This is a genomic window from Aeromicrobium sp. JP4 (assembly GCF_054957925.1).
The window spans coordinates 1,138,106-1,154,755 of record NZ_CM143290.1 but is presented as its reverse complement, the minus strand read 5'-3'; the positions used below and the strand labels follow the sequence as shown (position 1 = coordinate 1,154,755).

Annotated in this window: 20 protein-coding genes; 11 read left to right on the top strand and 9 right to left on the bottom strand. The window is 71.7% G+C overall.

Translation table 11 applies throughout. From position 1 onward, the window contains the following. Nucleotides 1–43 precede the first annotated feature (43 nt). From ACY1JX_RS05660 to secA, 5 genes are read left to right on the top strand one after another with little or no spacing between them, the layout of a single operon-like run. On the top strand, nucleotides 44–736 hold the full coding sequence (locus ACY1JX_RS05660) for a ComF family protein (protein WP_462565501.1): 693 nt from the start codon (nucleotides 44–46) through the stop codon (nucleotides 734–736). 42 nt (nucleotides 737–778) lie between these two features. Further along, nucleotides 779–1,402, top strand: a complete 624-nt coding sequence (gene hpf, locus ACY1JX_RS05655; protein ID WP_462565500.1) for a ribosome hibernation-promoting factor, HPF/YfiA family — start codon at nucleotides 779–781, stop codon at nucleotides 1,400–1,402. Between the two features lie 28 nt (nucleotides 1,403–1,430). Continuing rightward, entirely contained in the window at nucleotides 1,431–2,093 is a 663-nt protein-coding gene (locus tag ACY1JX_RS05650) for a response regulator (RefSeq protein WP_286929526.1), read from the top strand. Continuing rightward, nucleotides 2,090–3,304: a winged helix-turn-helix domain-containing protein gene (locus ACY1JX_RS05645; RefSeq protein WP_462565499.1), complete on the top strand. Its 1,215-nt coding sequence runs from the start codon at nucleotides 2,090–2,092 to the stop codon at nucleotides 3,302–3,304. The genes ACY1JX_RS05650 and ACY1JX_RS05645 overlap by 4 nt, the downstream gene beginning before the upstream one ends. 9 nt (nucleotides 3,305–3,313) lie before the next feature. Continuing rightward, on the top strand, nucleotides 3,314–6,055 hold the full coding sequence (gene secA, locus ACY1JX_RS05640; RefSeq protein WP_462565498.1) for a preprotein translocase subunit SecA: 2,742 nt from the start codon (nucleotides 3,314–3,316) through the stop codon (nucleotides 6,053–6,055). A gap of 28 nt (nucleotides 6,056–6,083) precedes the next feature. On the opposite strand, the gene ACY1JX_RS05635 is transcribed toward secA, so the two are convergent. From ACY1JX_RS05635 to ACY1JX_RS05625, 3 genes are all read right to left on the bottom strand, one after another. Beyond that, nucleotides 6,084–6,527 carry an Rv3235 family protein gene (locus ACY1JX_RS05635; protein ID WP_462565497.1) on the bottom strand — a complete coding sequence of 148 codons (444 nt, stop codon included), beginning with the start codon at nucleotides 6,525–6,527 and terminating at the stop codon, nucleotides 6,084–6,086. Then, complete coding sequence (locus tag ACY1JX_RS05630) at nucleotides 6,524–7,006, bottom strand: LysM peptidoglycan-binding domain-containing protein (protein WP_462565496.1); 483 nt, start codon at nucleotides 7,004–7,006, stop codon at nucleotides 6,524–6,526. Before ACY1JX_RS05630 ends, ACY1JX_RS05635 begins: the two co-directional genes overlap by 4 nt. Nucleotides 7,007–7,138: 132 nt before the next feature. Next, nucleotides 7,139–7,450, bottom strand: a complete 312-nt coding sequence (locus tag ACY1JX_RS05625; protein WP_462565495.1) for a MerR family transcriptional regulator — start codon at nucleotides 7,448–7,450, stop codon at nucleotides 7,139–7,141. A gap of 54 nt (nucleotides 7,451–7,504) precedes the next feature. Between ACY1JX_RS05625 and ACY1JX_RS05620 the strand changes: the two genes are divergently transcribed. Next, nucleotides 7,505–7,969 (top strand): Hsp20/alpha crystallin family protein, encoded by a 465-nt coding sequence (locus ACY1JX_RS05620; protein ID WP_462565494.1) that lies wholly within the window; start codon nucleotides 7,505–7,507, stop codon nucleotides 7,967–7,969. A gap of 46 nt (nucleotides 7,970–8,015) precedes the next feature. Continuing rightward, entirely contained in the window at nucleotides 8,016–8,507 is a 492-nt protein-coding gene (locus tag ACY1JX_RS05615; RefSeq protein WP_462565493.1) for a hypothetical protein, read from the top strand. Here ACY1JX_RS05615 and ACY1JX_RS05610 read toward each other — a convergent pair. After that, nucleotides 8,464–8,709: a helix-turn-helix domain-containing protein gene (locus tag ACY1JX_RS05610; protein ID WP_462565492.1), complete on the bottom strand. Its 246-nt coding sequence runs from the start codon at nucleotides 8,707–8,709 to the stop codon at nucleotides 8,464–8,466. The two genes, ACY1JX_RS05615 and ACY1JX_RS05610, sit on opposite strands and share 44 nt — an antisense overlap. Before the next feature lie 101 nt (nucleotides 8,710–8,810). On the opposite strand from ACY1JX_RS05610, the gene ACY1JX_RS05605 reads away from it, so the two are divergent. Both ACY1JX_RS05605 and ACY1JX_RS05600 read left to right on the top strand, forming a co-directional pair. Further along, complete coding sequence (locus ACY1JX_RS05605; protein ID WP_462565491.1) at nucleotides 8,811–9,443, top strand: hypothetical protein; 633 nt, start codon at nucleotides 8,811–8,813, stop codon at nucleotides 9,441–9,443. After that, nucleotides 9,440–10,555, top strand: a complete 1,116-nt coding sequence (locus ACY1JX_RS05600) for an AAA family ATPase (protein WP_462565490.1) — start codon at nucleotides 9,440–9,442, stop codon at nucleotides 10,553–10,555. The genes ACY1JX_RS05605 and ACY1JX_RS05600 overlap by 4 nt, the downstream gene beginning before the upstream one ends. A gap of 8 nt (nucleotides 10,556–10,563) precedes the next feature. Here ACY1JX_RS05600 and ACY1JX_RS05595 read toward each other — a convergent pair whose 3' ends face one another. Beyond that, nucleotides 10,564–11,289 carry a hypothetical protein gene (locus ACY1JX_RS05595; protein ID WP_462565489.1) on the bottom strand — a complete coding sequence of 242 codons (726 nt, stop codon included), beginning with the start codon at nucleotides 11,287–11,289 and terminating at the stop codon, nucleotides 10,564–10,566. Between the two features lie 155 nt (nucleotides 11,290–11,444). Between ACY1JX_RS05595 and ACY1JX_RS05590 the strand changes: the two genes are divergently transcribed. Together ACY1JX_RS05590 and ACY1JX_RS05585 are read left to right on the top strand one after the other, a co-directional pair. Continuing rightward, entirely contained in the window at nucleotides 11,445–12,851 is a 1,407-nt protein-coding gene (locus tag ACY1JX_RS05590; RefSeq protein ID WP_462565488.1) for a wax ester/triacylglycerol synthase family O-acyltransferase, read from the top strand. Then, nucleotides 12,848–13,144 carry a hypothetical protein gene (locus tag ACY1JX_RS05585; RefSeq protein WP_462565487.1) on the top strand — a complete coding sequence of 99 codons (297 nt, stop codon included), beginning with the start codon at nucleotides 12,848–12,850 and terminating at the stop codon, nucleotides 13,142–13,144. Before ACY1JX_RS05590 ends, ACY1JX_RS05585 begins: the two co-directional genes overlap by 4 nt. A 3-nt stretch (nucleotides 13,145–13,147) precedes the next feature. Here ACY1JX_RS05585 and ACY1JX_RS05580 read toward each other — a convergent pair whose 3' ends face one another. The 4 genes from ACY1JX_RS05580 to ACY1JX_RS05565 are packed head-to-tail and all read right to left on the bottom strand — an operon-like array spanning nucleotide 13,148 to nucleotide 16,559. Beyond that, a complete protein-coding gene (locus ACY1JX_RS05580; RefSeq protein ID WP_462565486.1) occupies nucleotides 13,148–13,630 on the bottom strand; it encodes a DUF2505 domain-containing protein in 483 nt (160 codons plus the stop codon). Continuing rightward, on the bottom strand, nucleotides 13,627–14,373 hold the full coding sequence (locus ACY1JX_RS05575; RefSeq protein ID WP_181755180.1) for a PspA/IM30 family protein: 747 nt from the start codon (nucleotides 14,371–14,373) through the stop codon (nucleotides 13,627–13,629). The genes ACY1JX_RS05580 and ACY1JX_RS05575 overlap by 4 nt, the downstream gene beginning before the upstream one ends. A 36-nt stretch (nucleotides 14,374–14,409) precedes the next feature. Further along, nucleotides 14,410–15,828 (bottom strand): sensor histidine kinase, encoded by a 1,419-nt coding sequence (locus ACY1JX_RS05570; protein ID WP_462565485.1) that lies wholly within the window; start codon nucleotides 15,826–15,828, stop codon nucleotides 14,410–14,412. Then, nucleotides 15,828–16,559, bottom strand: a complete 732-nt coding sequence (locus ACY1JX_RS05565) for a response regulator transcription factor (RefSeq protein WP_462565484.1) — start codon at nucleotides 16,557–16,559, stop codon at nucleotides 15,828–15,830. Before ACY1JX_RS05565 ends, ACY1JX_RS05570 begins: the two co-directional genes overlap by 1 nt. Between the last annotated feature and the right edge of the window lie 91 nt (nucleotides 16,560–16,650).

The window sequence follows — 16,650 nt, the reverse complement described above, 5'->3', positions numbered from 1 at the left end:
GCTCGCTCTGGTCCGTCCGGCGTCGCCCGCCCACACTGGGCCGATGGAGCGGTGGTGGCAGGCGGCGGCCGACCTCGTCCTCGGCGCGTGCTGCCCGCTGTGCGGGTCACCCGGCGGCCGGGTCTGCCGGCGGTGCGCGGCGGCCCTCGCGCCCGAGCCCGCCCGGGTCTCGCTCGAGGGTCTGGACGTGGTGGGCGCGGGGATCCACGCCGGCTCGCGACGCGACGCGCTGCTGGCCTGGAAGCTGGGCGGCACCCACGCCCTCGACCCGCTCATGGCGCACCACCTCGCCGCCGCGGTGATCACGCTGCTCGGTGCCGAGCGGTCGGTGACGCTCGTCCCGGTGCCGTCCACCCGCCGGTCGCGTCGTGAGCGGGGTCGCGACCTCGTGGCCGACCTGGCCACCGCCGCAGCCCGGTCGCTCGGCGCGGTCGGGGTCGACGCCACCTCGCTCGGCTGCCTGAGGCTCGTCCGGCAGACCGGTGACCAGCACGCCCTCGGCCGCCTCGAACGGTCGCGGAATCTCGCCGGCAGCATGCGGTCGATCGTGGTTCCGCAGGGGCTCGTCGTGGTCGTCGACGACGTCGTCACGACGGGCTCCACGGCCCGCGAGGCGGCCCGTGCGCTCGCGGCGGCCGGGGTCGTCGAGGTACTCGGCGCGGCGGCGGTCGTGGTGGCCCCGGCAGGGTCCGCAGCGGTGGCGGGTCACCCTCCCGACGGGCTACGGTCGAGGTAGCTGAGAAGCTCGGAACCTCGGACACTGGAGAAGGAGTCGGACATGGAAATCGTGGTCACCGGACGCAACAGTGAGATCTCGGAGCGGTTCCGCTCCCATGTCGCCGAGAAGCTCCAGCGGATCGAGAAGTTCGACGGTCGTCAGCGGATCAATCGGGTCGAGGTCGAGGTGACACACGAGAAGAACCCGCGCCAGCACGACAAGGCCGCCAAGGTGGAGATGACGCTGCACTCGCGCGGTCCCGCCGTCCGGGTGGAGGCCGCCTCCACCGATCAGCACTCCGCCCTCGACGCCGCGGTCGACAAGCTGGAGGGGCGCCTGCGCAAGGTGGTCGACCGCAAGATCCGGCACCGCGACAAGCACGCCCCCGGCACCCTCGAGGAGGCCACGGCCGACCTGCAGGTCGCCGGGGCGCCCGAGGAGGACTCCGACGACCCGCTGGTGCGCCATGTGGCCAGCATGGAGGTGCAGGGCGACGGCCCGCTGGTCGTGCGCGAGAAGGACCACACCTCGGTCGCGATGACCCTCGACCAGGCCCTCTACGAGATGGAGCTCGTCGGGCACGACTTCTTCCTCTTCGTGGAGAAGGACTCGATGCGCCCGAGCGTCGTCTACCGGCGCAAGGGCTACGACTACGGCGTGATTCGGCTCAAGGTCGAGGGGTGAAAGTCGCCAGACGTGGCATGATCGTGCCGTGACTACGAACGCGGATGCGATCCGGGTGCTCCTGGTCGATGACCAGGAGCTCTTCCGGAGGGGCGTCACCATGGTCCTCGGCGCCGACGGCGGTTTCGAGATCGAGGACGTCGACGACGGTGACGCGGCCCTGGAGCGGATCGCGGAGGAGCCGTTCGACGTCGTGCTGCTCGACGTCCGCATGCCCGGTCGCAGCGGCGTGGAGATCTGCGGCGCCATCAAGGAGACGGCTCCCACGACCGGCATCATCATGCTCACGGCCAGTGACGACGAGGCCGACCTCTACGAGTCCATCAAGGCCGGTGCCGCGGGCTACCTGCTCAAGGACGGCTCCACGTACGACCAGGTCGCCGAGGCGGTCAAGCTCGTCGCGGCGGGCCAGTCGCTGATCAGCCCGAGCATGGCCACCAAGCTGCTCGACGAGTTCGTGCACATGGCCAAGGGCCCGGCCCCGTCCACCAGCCTGACCGCCCGTGAGCTGCAGGTGCTGCGCCTCGTCGCCCACGGCAAGAGCAACCGCGACATCGCGGGAGAGCTCTTCATCAGCGAGAACACGGTGAAGAACCACATCCGCAACATCCTGGAGAAGCTGCAGATGAAGTCGCGGATGGAGGCGGCCATGTACGCCGTCCGCAGCAAGCTCATCGACGACGTGCTGTGACACCACGCCTCTCGGCGTTGCAGGCGCGACGCATCGCGCTCGCCGCCCAGGGGTTCACGCGCTCGCAGCCGGCCGAGGTCCGCCGCGAGCACGTCGCCCGCACCGCGCAGCGGCTCGGGTTCTTCCAGATCGACTCGGTCAACGTGCTGCAGCGCGCCCACTACCTGCCGCTGTACTCGCGCCTCGGGCCCTACGACACCGAGCTGCTGCACCGGGCGGCCGGCCGCGCCCCGCGGCTGCTGTTCGAGTACTGGGCGCACGAGGCGTCCCTCGTCGACGTCGACCTGTGGCCCGCGATGAGCCACAAGATGCGCTCGGGGCGTGGGATGTGGGGAGCGATGGCCCGCACCGCCGACGAGAACCCCGACCTGATCGACCAGGTCGAGTCGGCGGTCGCGCAGTGGGGCCCGATCACGGCGCGCGAGCTGGAGGCCCGGCTCGGTGCGCAGGAGCGCGATCGGACGCACTGGGGCTGGAACTGGTCGCAGACGAAGCAGGCGCTGGAGTACCTCTTCTTCGTCGGTCGCGTCTCGTCTGCCCGGCGCAACGCCGCGTTCGAGCGGGAGTACGGCCTGCCCGAGCGCGTCCTGCCCGCACGCGTGCTCGCCCTGCCCGAGCCGGCGGACGAGGAGGCGCACCTGACGCTCGTCGGCCATGCCGCGCGGGCCCTGGGTGTCGCGACCGTGCAGTGCCTGCGCGACTACTTCCGCCTGGCGCCCGTCCCCACGGCCGCGGCGGTGAGCACGCTCGTGGCCGCCGGCACGCTCGAGCCCGTGACCATCGACGGGTGGAAGCGTCCTGCCTACCTGCACGCCGAGGCGGCGCGTCCGCGCCGGGTGGAGGCACGCACCCTGCTCAGCCCGTTCGACCCGCTGGTCTTCGAGCGCACGCGCACCGAGCACCTCTTCGACTTCCGCTACCGGATCGAGATCTACGTGCCGGCCGAGCGACGCGTGCACGGCTACTACGTCCTGCCGTTCCTGCTGGGCGACCGCCTCGTCGCCCGGGTTGACCTCAAGGCCGATCGGGCGCGGGGCCGGCTGCTGGTGCCGGGGGCCTTCGCCGAGCCCGACGCGCCCGACTCGACCGCCGCCGAGCTGGCGCAGGAGCTGCACCGGCTCGCCGGATGGCTGGGGCTGGAGGGAGTCGAGGTGGGGGAGCGGGGAGATCTCGCTCATACGCTGGCGACGGAGTGTGCCCGCCCGCACTAGGATGGCCGGGTGCCGAAGATCATCGACAGTATCCTGCGGGCCGGCGAGGGCAAGATCCTCAAGCGCCTCGACCGCATCGCCGACCAGGTCAACGCCCTGGGCGACGAGTTCTCCGCCATGAGCGACGCCGAGCTGCGCGCCATGACCGACGAGTTCAAGGAGCGGCTGGAGGCCGGCGAGTCCCTCGACGACATCCTGCCCGAGGCCTTCGCCACGGTCCGTGAGGCCGCCACGCGCGTGCTCGGCCAGCGTCACTTCGACGTGCAGATCCTCGGTGGCGCCGCGCTGCACCTGGGCAACATCGCCGAGATGAAGACCGGTGAGGGCAAGACCCTCGTCGCCACACTCCCGTCCTACCTGAACGCGCTGTCCGGCAAGGGCGTCCACGTGGTCACCGTCAACGACTACCTGGCCAAGTACCAGTCCGAGATGATGGGCCGCGTCCACCACTTCCTGGGCCTCACCGTCGGCGTCGTCGTCGCGGGCCAGACGCCCGCCCAGCGCCGCGAGGCCTACGCCTGCGACATCACGTACGGCACAAACAACGAGTTCGGCTTCGACTACCTGCGCGACAACATGGCCGACTCCCTCGAGGAGTGCGTCCAGCGCGGCCACAACTTCGCCATCGTCGACGAGGTCGACTCGATCCTCATCGACGAGGCCCGTACGCCGTTGATCATCTCGGGCCCCACCGAGGACGAGGTCAAATGGTACGGCGAGTTCGCCCGCATGATCGACGGAATGCGCATCGACGAGCACTACGAGGTCGACGAGAAGAAGCGCACCGTCGCGGTCACCGAGAAGGCCATCGACGTGGTCGAGGACCAGCTCGGCATCGCGAACCTGTACGACGCGGTCAACACCCCGCTCATCGGCTTCCTGAACAACGCCGTCAAGGCCAAGGAGCTGTTCAAGAAGGACAAGGACTACGTCGTCATCGACGGCGAGGTCCTGATCGTCGACGAGCACACGGGCCGCCTGCTCGAGGGACGCCGCTACAACGAGGGCCTGCACCAGGCGATCGAGGCGAAGGAGGGCGTCCGGATCCGCGAGGAGTACCAGACGCTGGCCACGATCACCCTGCAGAACTACTTCCGTCTCTACTCCACCCTCTCGGGCATGACCGGTACGGCCATGACCGAGGCGGCCGAGTTCGACAAGATCTACAAGCTCGGCGTCGTGCCCATTCGGACCAACAAGCCGATCCGTCGTGACGACCTGCCCGACCTCGTCTACCGCACCGAGGACGCGAAGTTCAACGCCGTCGTCGACGACATCGCCGCGCGTCACGCCAAGGGCCAGCCGGTGCTGATCGGCACCACCAGCGTCGCCAAGAGCGAGCGGCTCAGCAAGCAGCTGAAGAAGCAGGGCATCGCCCACGAGGTCCTGAACGCCAAGCACCACGACCGCGAGGCCGCGATCGTCGCGCGCGCCGGTCACAAGGGCGCGGTCACCGTCGCCACCAACATGGCCGGTCGCGGTACCGACATCATGCTCGGCGGCAGCGTCGAGTTCCTGGCCGACGCCGAGCTGCGCAGCAAGGGCCTCGACCCCGTCGAGACCCCCGAGGAGTACGACGCCGCGTGGACCGAGGCCCTCGAGCGCATCGAGAAGCAGGTCGCGGCCGAGAAGGACGAGGTCGTCGCGGCCGGCGGCCTGGCCGTGATCGGCACCGAGCGTCACGAGTCCCGTCGCATCGACAACCAGCTGCGTGGCCGCTCCGGCCGTCAGGGCGATCCGGGCTCCACCCGCTTCTACCTGTCGCTCGAGGACGACCTCATGCGCCTGTTCAAGGGCGAGTGGGTCAACTGGATCCTGCAGACGATGAAGATCCCCGACGACGTGCCGATCGAGAACAAGCGCGTCACGAAGTCGATCGCGTCGGCGCAGGGTCTGGTCGAGGCGCAGAACTTCGAGACCCGCAAGAACATCCTCAAGTACGACGACGTCATGAGCGCCCAGCGCGAGGTCGTCTACTCCCAGCGCCGCCGGGTGCTCGAGGGCGAGGACCTCGAGCCGCGCGTGCGCCAGATGATCGAGGACGTCACCGGCGCCTACGTCACCGCGGCCACGGAGGGCTACCCCACCTCGTGGGAGCTCGACAAGCTGTGGACCGCGCTGCGCACCCTTTACCCGATCTCGCTCGATCACGAGCAGGTCGTCGAGGAGGCCGGCGGACTGGAGCGGCTCGACGCCCCCACGCTGCGGGCGCGGGTCGTCGAAGATGCGCTGTCCGCCTACGACAAGCGTGAGGCCGAGCTCGGCGACGAGGTCGCCCGTGAGCTCGAGCGCCGTGTCGTGCTGAGCGTGCTCGACCGCAAGTGGCGCGAGCACCTGTACGAGATGGACTACCTCCGCGAGGGCATCGGCCTGCGCGCCTACAGCCAGCGCGATCCGCTGGTGGAGTACCAGCGCGAGGGCTACGACCTGTTCAACGCGATGATGGAGGGCATCTCCGAGGAGTCCGTCGGCTACCTGTTCAACCTCAGCGTCGAGATCGAGGTCGACGAGGACGACGAGGGCGACGAGCCCCCGCACATCTCGGCCAAGGGCCTCGAGCCGGACACGACGCCCAAGCAGCTGTCGTACTCGGCGCCGTCGGAGGACGGCTCGGCCATCGCGGTCGAGGAGTCCGTCGTCGACGACGACGAGGAGCTCGACCCGAACGAGCTGGCGCGCCAGAACAAGGCCAAGGAGGCCGCACGCCGCAAGGCGAAGGCCGCTCGCCAGTCGCGCAAGAAGAACCGCTGACCCACGCCTGCACGGCGCGCTGAGGGGCCTACGCCCACTCGGCCGCCGTGCAGCGCCATGTCGTGCGTCCCTGGTGGTCGCGACCGCGCTGCAGCCGCACCGCTAGCGCGTGGGACCGGCCCCGGTGCACCATCCGGGCCGCGATCTCCGCCGCACCGGGGTCGACCATCGCGATGTGCACCGAGACCACGCGCGGGCTGTGGCGCGGGCCGCCGGCGACGAACCGCTCCGCGACGTACCGGTGCAGCTGCTCGTAGACGTCACGGCTCAGCCACGGCCCCAGCTGGCGCACGGGCCGGATGCCGGTGATGACCTCGGCGAGCGCCTGCGTGAACCGCGCGCAGCGATGCCGCAGCTCGCTGGCGTCGCCGCGCTCGACGGGGACCGGCACCAGCGGCGGTGAGGGCGCGAACGGCAGCGGCACCTGTCGGGGCCCGAGCGGATCGGTGGCGAGTGCGGTGGCGGTGATCATGGTGCTCCTGGCGGATCGAGGCGTTGGCCGGGCTGGATGAGATCGGGGTCGTCGCCGATGACGTCGCGGTTGGCGCGGTACCAGCGGTCGACGGCGTCCCCGACGCTGGCGTCGTCCGCTCCGGGGGACCGGCTGCGGACGATCGACCAGAGGCTGTCGCCGGGAGCCACGACGTGGGCCGACGGCTCCGGCGGTGGCCGGGTCGGTTCCGGTGCCGCCGTCAGCGGCCGGTCGGGCAGGGCGAGGCCGTGCAGGGTCTCGACGCCGCCGGGCGTCGCTCGCGCGGGTGACTGCACCGAGACGACCGCGCCGGTGACGAGCAGCGCCCTCAGCAGGGGAGGTGCGAGCCGTGCCGCGAGCCGCCGGTCGGCCAGCGCGACCAGCAGGCCCACGCCCCACCAGGCGGCCCACAGTGCGAGCACCCCGGTGAGCACGACGCGCAGTGCCTCCTCGGGTCCCGAGGTCGACAGGTCGAGCATCCGATCCCCCGATCGCGATGGTCAGTGACGTCGCATGAATGCATTTGACGACAGATGACGTGATGAGCGCCCAGCGAACCGCATGCCGAGAGTTCCGTCAATGCCGTTGACGGGGAGGGTGTGGACGAAGGCTCAGCGCGAGGTGGGGTGGCGCCGCAGGCGCTCGTTCTCCCGGCGCAGACGCGCGAGCTGCTCCTCGAGCGCCAGGACGCGCTCGATGCCGGCGAGGTTCAGTCCGTCGGCGAGGAGGTCGCGGATGCGGACCAGCCGCCGGATGTCGGCGCGGCTGTAGCGGCGGGTGCCGCCTGCGGTGCGGAGGGGCTCGAGCAGTCCACGGCGTTCGTAGACCCGCAGGTTCTGCACCTGCATCGACACCATCTCGGCGGCCACCGAGATGGCGTAGACGCCGTCCGCGTCGCCCTCGCGCAGGCTCGTCCGCTCCATGACCTGAACTGTACATGACAAGGAATATGAAATGACGAATATAGGTTGCAACGGATGAGATCCACCATCACTCGCAAGGAGGAACCGACGATGATGATCCGTACGACCGACCCGTTCCGTGACTTCGACCGCATCACCCAGCAGCTGCTCGGGACGACCAACCGCCCGGCGTTCATGCCGATGGACGCGTGGCGCGAGGGTGACACCTTCGTCGTGGAGTTCGACCTCCCCGGGGTGGCGAAGGACAGCATCGACCTCGACATCGAGCGCAACGTCCTGACGGTGCGCGCCGAGCGGGTCGCCCGCAGCGGCGACTGGGAGATGCTGGCGTCCGAACGTCCGCGCGGCGCGTTCAGCCGCCAGCTGGTACTGGGCGACAACCTCGACCTCGAGCGCATCGAGGCCACGTACGAGGCCGGCGTCCTCGGGCTGCGCATCCCCGTGGCCGAGCGCGCGAAGCCGCGCAAGATCGAGATCGGCGGCGCCCGCAGCGGTGACAACGCCGCGATCGGGGCCTGATCCCCACGACACCGTAGGGCCTTCGCGGAGGCCCTACGGTGTCCTCATGCGCTGGGACCGACTCTTCGCCGACCTCGAGGGCGCGGCGATCGACGAGCACGCCGACGAGCGTGACGCCCTCGCGGACGACCTGCGCGAGGAGCAGTGGGCCGCCCTCGGGTGGACCGACCTGCTCGGCGGTCCGGACGTCCGCCTCGACGTGGCGGGTCTCGGCGAGATCGGCGGCCGGGTCGCCGGCGTCGGGGACGTGCTGCTCGTCGAGGACGCGGGCCGTCGAGTCATCGTGCTGCCGGAGGCGGTCACCGCCGTGTCGGGCAGCGACGGCCGTGCCGCGACCGCACCGGCGACGTCGCGGACCCGTCGTCAGATCGCCCGTGCCGTGAGGGACGCGGGCCTCGAGGTGCGGGTCGTCCGTCGCGACGGACGGGCGGTGGAGGGCCCGATCGTCGCGGTCGGTGCCGACTTCGTCCAGGTGGCCGCCGGCGACCGGCGGGTCAGTCTGCCGTGGGGATGGATTGCGGCTCTCGTCCAGCGCTGACCCCGGTGTCGCGCGCGGTGCGCTCGTACTGGCGTGCGATGTAGTCCTCGAGCGCGCTCGCCTCGATGCGCCACATCTTGCGCCCTCCGACCTGGAAGCCGCGCAGCTCGCCGGACTTCAGCAGACCCCAGACGACGCGCACGTCGACCTTCAGAGTCTCGGCGACGTCGTTCGCCGTGAGGAACTGGTGCTGGGGGGCCATGACGCCATTCTCACACGCAGGGCCTGCGACGAGGCGCAGGTCACGACCGGACTGTGGACGACCGGTGGCCGTGCCACGTCGCGACCCCGTATGACTGGCACATGCATGTCACGGGGGGTGACACGTCCCGGCGCGCGCTCGCCCGGCGCACCTCGATCTCCAGATGGCGCAATCCACGACTCGTCCTGGGCTCCGTCCTCGTCCTGGTGTCCGCGATCGCCGGTGGCTGGCTCGTGGCCACGGCACGCGACTCCACCGACTACTGGCTCGTCCGCGCCGAGGTCCGGGCCGGCGAACCCGTCGATCCGGCCGACCTCGCTCCCGTCTCCGGTCGCCTCGAGTCGGCTGCGGCAGCGGGACTGCTCGCCACGCGCGACGGCGTGCCCCGCGGGGTATGGGCGCGCGATGCCGCTCCCGGCACGCTCCTGGTGCGCGACGCGATCGCCGACTCCGCCGACCGTGGCCGCGAGCTGGCGATGGCCGTTCCCGGCGGGACCGCGCCACCGGACCTCGAGGCGGGGGAGCGGGTCGACGTGTGGGCCGGCCCCGGCGAGTCCGGTGACCCGGGCGCCCGCACCCGCCGCGTGCTCGTGGACGTCTCCGTCGTCTCGGTCTCTCGCGTCGACGGCACGGGCACCCGCACGCTCGTCGTCGACGCGGGACGCGGAGGTCCCGGCGCCGACGTGGTCTCCGCCCTGTCCACGGGGCACCTGACCGTCGTGCGGGTCCCGTGACCGCCACCGAGCCGTTGCGCGTCGCGGTCGCGGCGTGCGGGGCGCACTGGGAGGCCGCGGCCCTCGCCGAGATCGAGCAGGACGCGCGGATGCTGCTGGTGCGCCGGTGCGTGGACGTCGCCGACCTCCTCGCCACCGCGGGCACGCACCGACTCGACCTGGCCCTCGTGGCGGTGGGCAGTCCCGGGCTCGACGCCGGCGTCGTCGAGCGCCTCGTCGAGCTGGGAGTCCGTTGTGCCGCGGTGGAGGGCGACGGCGCCGCGCTCGGGATCGACCACGACGCCCGGCTCGGCCACCTGGCCGCCGCGGCGTCGGTGCCCGTGGCCCGGCCCGAGCGCGACGGCGATCCCGGGACGCTCGTCGCGGTCTGGGGCGCCACCGGCGCGCCCGGCCGCAGCAGCCTGGCGGTGTCGCTCGCGGCGGCCTCCGCCGCCCGTGGTCGCCGCACCGCGCTCGTGGACGCCGACGTGTACGGCGGGTCGATCGGTCAGCTGCTCGGCGTGCTCGACGACGTCAGCGGCGTGATGGCCGCGTGCCGCGACGTCACCCGCGGTCGCGCGGCGTCCGCCGACACCCACCTGCTCCGTCTCGGCCCGCACTGGGACGTGCTCACCGGCCTGCCCCGGTCCGACATGTGGCACCACCTGCGCCCCGACGCCCTGGAGACCGTCCTGCGCGGGCTGCGGCGCGACCACGACCTCGTCGTCGTCGACTGCGGGTTCGGCGTGGAGGCCGCGATGGGACAGGGGCCCTCGCGCGACCAGGTGACCCGCCGCGTGCTCGACCTGGCCGACGAGGTGCTGGCGGTCGGCCGCGTCGACCCGGTGGGGCTGGCCCGGTTGGTGCGCGCCCTCGACGACGCGGCTCCGTGGCGTCGCCCGCCGCGCCTGGTGCTGAACGGGTTCCGTGCCTCGCTGGGCTGGACCGAGCGCGAGGTCGCCCAGACGGTGCGCGAGCTCACCGGGCACACCCCGTGGACCTTCCTGCCCCAGGACGGACCCGGCCACGACCTGGCGCTCATGACCGGCCGGCCGCTGCGTGAGGTGGTGCCCACGTCGGGCTACGTCACCCGGGTGGAGCGGCTCGCCACCGAGCTGGTGACCGCCCGATGAGCGGGCCGTCAGCGCAGGAGGTAGCGCCCCTCGCCGACCGTGTCGTAGATCGCGACGACCTCCGAGGTGAGCGTGAGGGCCCCGACGACGAAGAGCGCCACGAGCGCGCCGCGCGCGAGCCACGGTCCCGCCTCCGGCGTCCGCGGCCCGGCCCAGCGCGCGAGGAGCCAGCCCGCGACGAGCAGGACGGCGGCGGGCAGCAGCGGGAAGACCCACGGCACGAGTCCCACCCACGTCCAGCGGCCACGCAGCAGGGCGCCGTCGTCCCGCACGAGCCGGTCCACCGCCGGCGGCATGAGCAGCAGGAAGACGAGGGGGACCGCGAGCGTGAGGGCGATCGCCGCCCACGTGGGCTCGAGCAGGGTGAAGTCGGGCCCGTCCTCGTGGACGAGCACCGCCCCCACCATCACCGTGCCGCCGACGGCAGCGCACGCGCGGCGGAACCACGTCGGTCCGGGTGCCAGTCCGCGCAGCGCGAGGTAGATCCCGGCGCCCAGCACACCGAGGACCGTGCCGGTGGCGAGCAGCTGGAACGTGCCGCTCGTGGTCACCTCGCCCATGGGGAAGCCGTCGCTCGTGATGACGCCGTGGTCCTCGCGGTTGAGGCTCGCGAGCAGCCCCATGAAGAGCCGTCCGCCCACCCCTCCGACGAGCAGGCCCAGGACCGCTCCGACGCACGAGGCGGCGGCCAGTCGTTTCGCAGCAGGCGCCGCGTCCGTCCCCAGGCGCATCATCGTTCCTCCGATTTCCTTCGAGGCAGGATGGCACGGCAGCGGGTCCGCTGTCAGCGACTCGCGCCGGTTTCTGAAGCCCCTCGGGTGGCCGAACCGAGTGGTAAGTTTCGGGGCTACCGCCGGACCGGATCTTCGCCAGGACAGCAGGGGAGCGCATGCAACGACTGAGTCCTCTCGACGCGATGTTCCTGCACCAGGACCATCCCGAGACGCCCCGCCACGTCGCATCGCTGGCGATCCTCGCGCCGGGCGACCGGCCCCTCGACTATGACCGCCTGATCCAGGTCATCAACGACCGGATCGACCTCGTGCCGCGCTACCGCCAGGTACCGCGGCGGATCCCCGGCGGCGTCGGCATGCCGGTCTGGGTCGACGACGAGCACTTCGACCTCTCCCTGCACGTCCGGCGTTCCGCGCTGCCCCGGCCGGGTGGGCGCGACGCACTGCACGAGCTGGTGGGCCGGCTCATCGCGCGCCGGCTCGACCACGAGCGTCCTCTGTGGGAGCTCTACCTGATCGAGGGGCTGCAGGGCGGCGAGCTGGCGCTGCTGTTCAAGTCGCACCAGGCGCTCGTCGACGGCTCGCACACGGTCGACCTCGCGCAGGTCCTGCTGGAGGAGACGCAGCGCGACCGCACGATCCCGCACGAGGACTGGACCCCGCGGTCGACACCCGGCACCCTCGAGCTGCTCACCGGCTCCGTGCGCTCGCAGATCAGCCACCCCGCCGAGCTGCTGTGGAGCGGCGAGTACCAGTGGTCGCGGGTCGTCTCGCGCCTGCCGGGCCTCGGTCCCGACGCGACCTCCCACGGCCCGCTCACCGCCAGCCCCTCGCGGCACCGCCGGTTCACCTCGGTCAGCGCCCCGCTCACCGCGTTCCGGCGGGTCCGCGACGAGCACGGTGGCACGGTCAACGACGTGATCCTGGCAGCGATCGCCGGCGGGCTGCGCGGCTGGATGCTCACCCGGGCCGAGCCCGTCACCGCCAAGACCAGCTTCCGCGCAATGGTGCCGATGTCGGTGACCCGCGACGGGCCGGCCGAGGGCGGTCACCCGACCTCGCTCGGGCCGCTCGTGCGCGGCCTCATGCTGAACCTGCCAGTGGGGGAGTCCAACGCCGTCGTGCGGCTGCACCAGGTGTCCTACGCCCTGAAGGGTCACCGCGAGACGGGGTCGGCGGTGGCGGCCAACAAGCTGGCCAACCTGCCGGGCTTCGCCACGTCCACGTTCCACGCCGTCGGTGCGCGCGTGGCCACCGACGAGGCGAACCGGCCCTACCACCTGGTCATCACGAACGTGCCGGGCCCGCAGGACCCGGTCTACATGGCCGGGCAGCAGCTCAAGGAGATCTTCCCGGCCATCCCGCTGACGGGCCACCGGGCGGTCTCGGTGGGGGTCACGTCGTACGACGGTCACGTCTTCTTCGGCATCGTCACCGATCGCGAGGCGGTGCCCGACGCCGACGTTCTGGGGCAGTGCATCCTGGAGGCGTTGGAGGAGCTGACCGAGACGATCGGTCCCCGGCGCGCCCGGGCTCCCCGCGGACGGAAGAGGCCCACATGACCCGTGTCTACGCGGCGGCCGACGTCGCCCTGCTGCGCACCCTCGCACAGGACGAGCCGGTCACGCCCGAGCGCTTCACGGCCGCCTCGCAGGACGAGGAGGACGAGTACGACGCACTCCTGACCGTCGCCGAGCAGGGAGCGGTGGTGGTGTGCGCCGAACTCGACGACGCGGACGCGCCGATCCGGCTGCGCGACGTGCAGTCGTTCCACCTCGACGCCGACGGCAGCGGCGACCTGGCTTGGTACGCGCCGCAGGAGCTCGAAGAGGTCATCGAGCTCCTGGGCGACTGAGGCTCAGATCTGGGTCTTGCCGTACTCGACCTCGTCACGCAGCGAGGCCGTGATCGCCTTGGCGACCTCCGGCTCGATGCGGCGGCCGATGAGCGGCAGCGACACCTTGACGTCGCCGTCCACCGACATGGTCGTGACGTTCCCGGACCCGGCGATCGTCGAGGTGCCGAGCATGCGGGCGGGCTGACCGTGGATGTCCACGGAGACCTCGGCGGTGCGGGTGCCGGCGGGATCGGCCGGGCCCCACTTCTCGATCTGCGTCACGGTGACCGAGTCGCCCGTGAGCTTCTTGACGAAGTCGGGCATGTCCGACTCCATCGTGCGCACGATCGTGACGACGGTGGCTGCGCCCTGCTCCTCCACGGTGACGGTGTAGTCGCGGGCGCCCTGGCGCTCGCACGACCGCTCGCGGAAGCCCTGGTCGCTGACGAGTCCGAAGACCTGCTCGGGGCTGGCCGGGTACTCGAACTTCTCGGTGAGCTTCACGCGTTCTCCTCGGGGGTGGGGGTGCCCTGACCGAGCCCCTTGAGCTCGGCCAGGCGGGCCTCGACCTCGAGCTGGCCGGCGTCGGCCTCCAGCTCGGCGAACTGCGAGTCGAGACTGGAGGTGGAGAGCTCCTGCTGGCCGAGGACCTGGGCCTCGACGCGGCGGACGCGGTCCTCGTAGCGGCTCAGCTCGCTGGTGGGATCGAGGATGTCGATCGACTTGATCGCGTCGTTGACCTGCGCCTGCGCCTCGGCCGAGCGGTGGCGGGCGACGAGCTCGTCGCGCTTGGAGTTCAGCTCGGTGAGCTTGCCCCGCATGCCGACCAGGCCGGTCTTGAGCTTCTCGACGACCTCGCTCTGCTGCGCGATCATCGGCGCGGCGGCCTTGGCCTCGTTCTCGGCGGCGATCTGCTTGCCCAGCGCGAGCTTGGCGAGCTGGTCGAACCGGTCGGCCTCGCCGGCGTGGCCCTCGCGGCGCAGCTGGTCGGCCTTGTTCGACGCGGCGATCGCCTTGCCGCCCCACTCCTTCGCGGCGGCGACGTCCTCGGCGTGGTCGGCCTCCGCCAGGCGCAGGTTGCCGATCGTCTGCGCGACCGCCTGCTCCGCCTCGGCGATGGAATTGGTGTAGTCGCGGACCATCTGGTCCAGCATCTTCTGCGGATCCTCCGCCTTGTCGAGCAGCGCGTTGATGTTCGCCTTCGTCAACTGGGAGATGCGTCCGAGGATGGACTGTTTCTGAGCCATGCGTCGATCATGGTGCACCGTCCAAACTGGCCGCAACTAATCGGCGGCGAAGGTCAGGGTGAACGTCGTGTCGCCGGGCCGGCTGGTCAGCGACGCCTCGCCACCGTGGGCGAGCATGATGGCGCGGACCAGCGACATCCCCAGCCCGGCGCCGCCGGCCGACCGGGTCCGCGAGGACTCGCCGCGCGTGAAGCGCTCCCACACGACCGGCTGCAGCTCCTCGGGGACCCCCGGGCCGTCGTCGTGGACCTCCACGCGGGTCGGACCGGCGAGGACGCGCACCGTGACCGTCGTCCCCTCGGGCGTGTGGCGGGTGGCGTTCGTGAGCAGGTTGGTGACGGCCTGGTGGAGCCGCAGCTCGTCGCCGACGACCATCAGGGGTTCCGGCGGCACCTCGAGTCGCCAGCGCCGGTCGGGGTCGACCACGCGCGCGTCGGCCACGGCCTCGACGACCAGGTGGGTGAGGTCCACCTCGCGCTGCTCGAGCGGGCGTCCCGAGTCGAGCCGGGCCAGCAGCAGCATGTCCTCGACGAGCGTCGTGACCCGCCCGACCTCGGACTCGATCCGGGCCATGGCCTCGGTCGGGTCGGCGCCGGTGCGGCGACTGAGCTCGGCGTAGCCGCGGATCGTCGTCAGGGGGGTGCGCAGCTCGTGGGAGGCGTCCGCGAGGAACCGGCGCACCTGCTGCTCGCTGTCGTGGCGGGCCCGCAGCGCGTCGTCGACGTGCCCGAGCATCTGGTTGAACGCGGCGCCGACCCGGCCCACCTCGCTGGTCGGGTCGGTGAGCTCCTCCGGCACGCGGGGGAGGGAGGCCACCGCGCCCGAGGCCAGCGGCGTCTCGGCGACCTCGTGGGCCGTCGCCGCCACCTGCCGCAGGGGCCGCAGCTGGTGACGCACGATCTGGCGCGCCCCGACGGCCGCGACGCCGATGCCGAGGAGCGAGAGCAGGATCTCCCAGCGGACCAGGCTGCCGATCGTGTCGTCGACGCCTGCGGTGGGCAGCCCGAAGGCCACGCGGTCGCCGGCGGCGTTGGTCGTGGCGGCGACCCGGTAGGAGCCGACGCCCGGGAGGTCCATGGTGCGCGGCTCGTCGCCGACCTCGGCCTGGCTCATCTCGTGGACCGCTGCCGGCGGGAGCTGGCTCAGCCCGCCGGCGGCGGTGATCTGGACGCCGATGCGGCAGGCGGAGCCGAAGACGGCCGTCACGCTGCCGGCGTTCTGGCCCGGGGGGAGGGTGGGCAGCTCACCGCAGTCGGTCACGAGTGCCCCGCCGCCGCGCCCCGGTCCCTCCACGCGCTCGGCCCGCTCCACCGCCTGCTGGAGGTCGCCGTCCAGGCGCTCCATCAGCGTCGACCGCATGATGACGGTGGCGGTGAGCGCCACGAGCAGGCAGACCACCGACACCAGGGCCACGGCGGAGGCGATCAGCCGTCCGGTCAGGGTGCGAGGGCGCATCACGGTGCCGCCGGAGCGGCCTTGAGGATGTAGCCCGCTCCGCGCTTGGTGTGGATCATCGGCTCGCGCCCGGCGTCGATCTTCTTGCGCAGGTAGGAGATGTACAGCTCGACGATGTTGTCGTTGCCGCCGAAGTCGTAGTCCCACACGCGGTCGAGGATCTGCGCCTTCGACACGACGCGGCGCTCGTTGCGCATGAGGTAGCGCAGCAGCTCGAACTCGGTGGCCGTCAGCTCGATCGGCGTCCCGCCGCGGGTGACGTCGCGGCTGTCCTCGTCGAGCTCCAGGTCACCCACGACGAGGGTGGAAGTCGGGTCCTGCCGGCGTCCGCCCGCGCGCCGCAGCAGCGCGCGCAGGCGGGCCACCACCTCCTCGAGGCTGAACGGCTTGGTCACGTAGTCGTCGCCACCGGCCGTGAGCCCGGCGATCCGGTCCTCCACGGCATCGCGGGCGGTCAGGAAGATCACCGGCACGTCGGGGGAGAGGGCGCGCACCTTCGCCAGCACCTCGAGACCGTCGTAGTCGGGCAGCATCCAGTCCAGGATCATCGCGTCGGGAGCGAACTCCCGTGCCGCCGCGACGGCCTTGCGCCCCGTTCCGGCCGTGCGCACCTCGAAGCCCTCGTAGCGCAGGGCCATCTGGAGGAGCTCGGCGATGTTGGGCTCGTCATCCACGACCAGCACCCGCAGCGGGGTGCCGTCCGGACGAGTCAGATCGGACGCGACGCTCATGCGGTCCAGTCTGTCGCCTGAGGGGGCGAAACCACTGAGCATCGGCTGTGGAGTGGCTGTGAGCCCCGGAATGACAGCGGTGTCACTAACA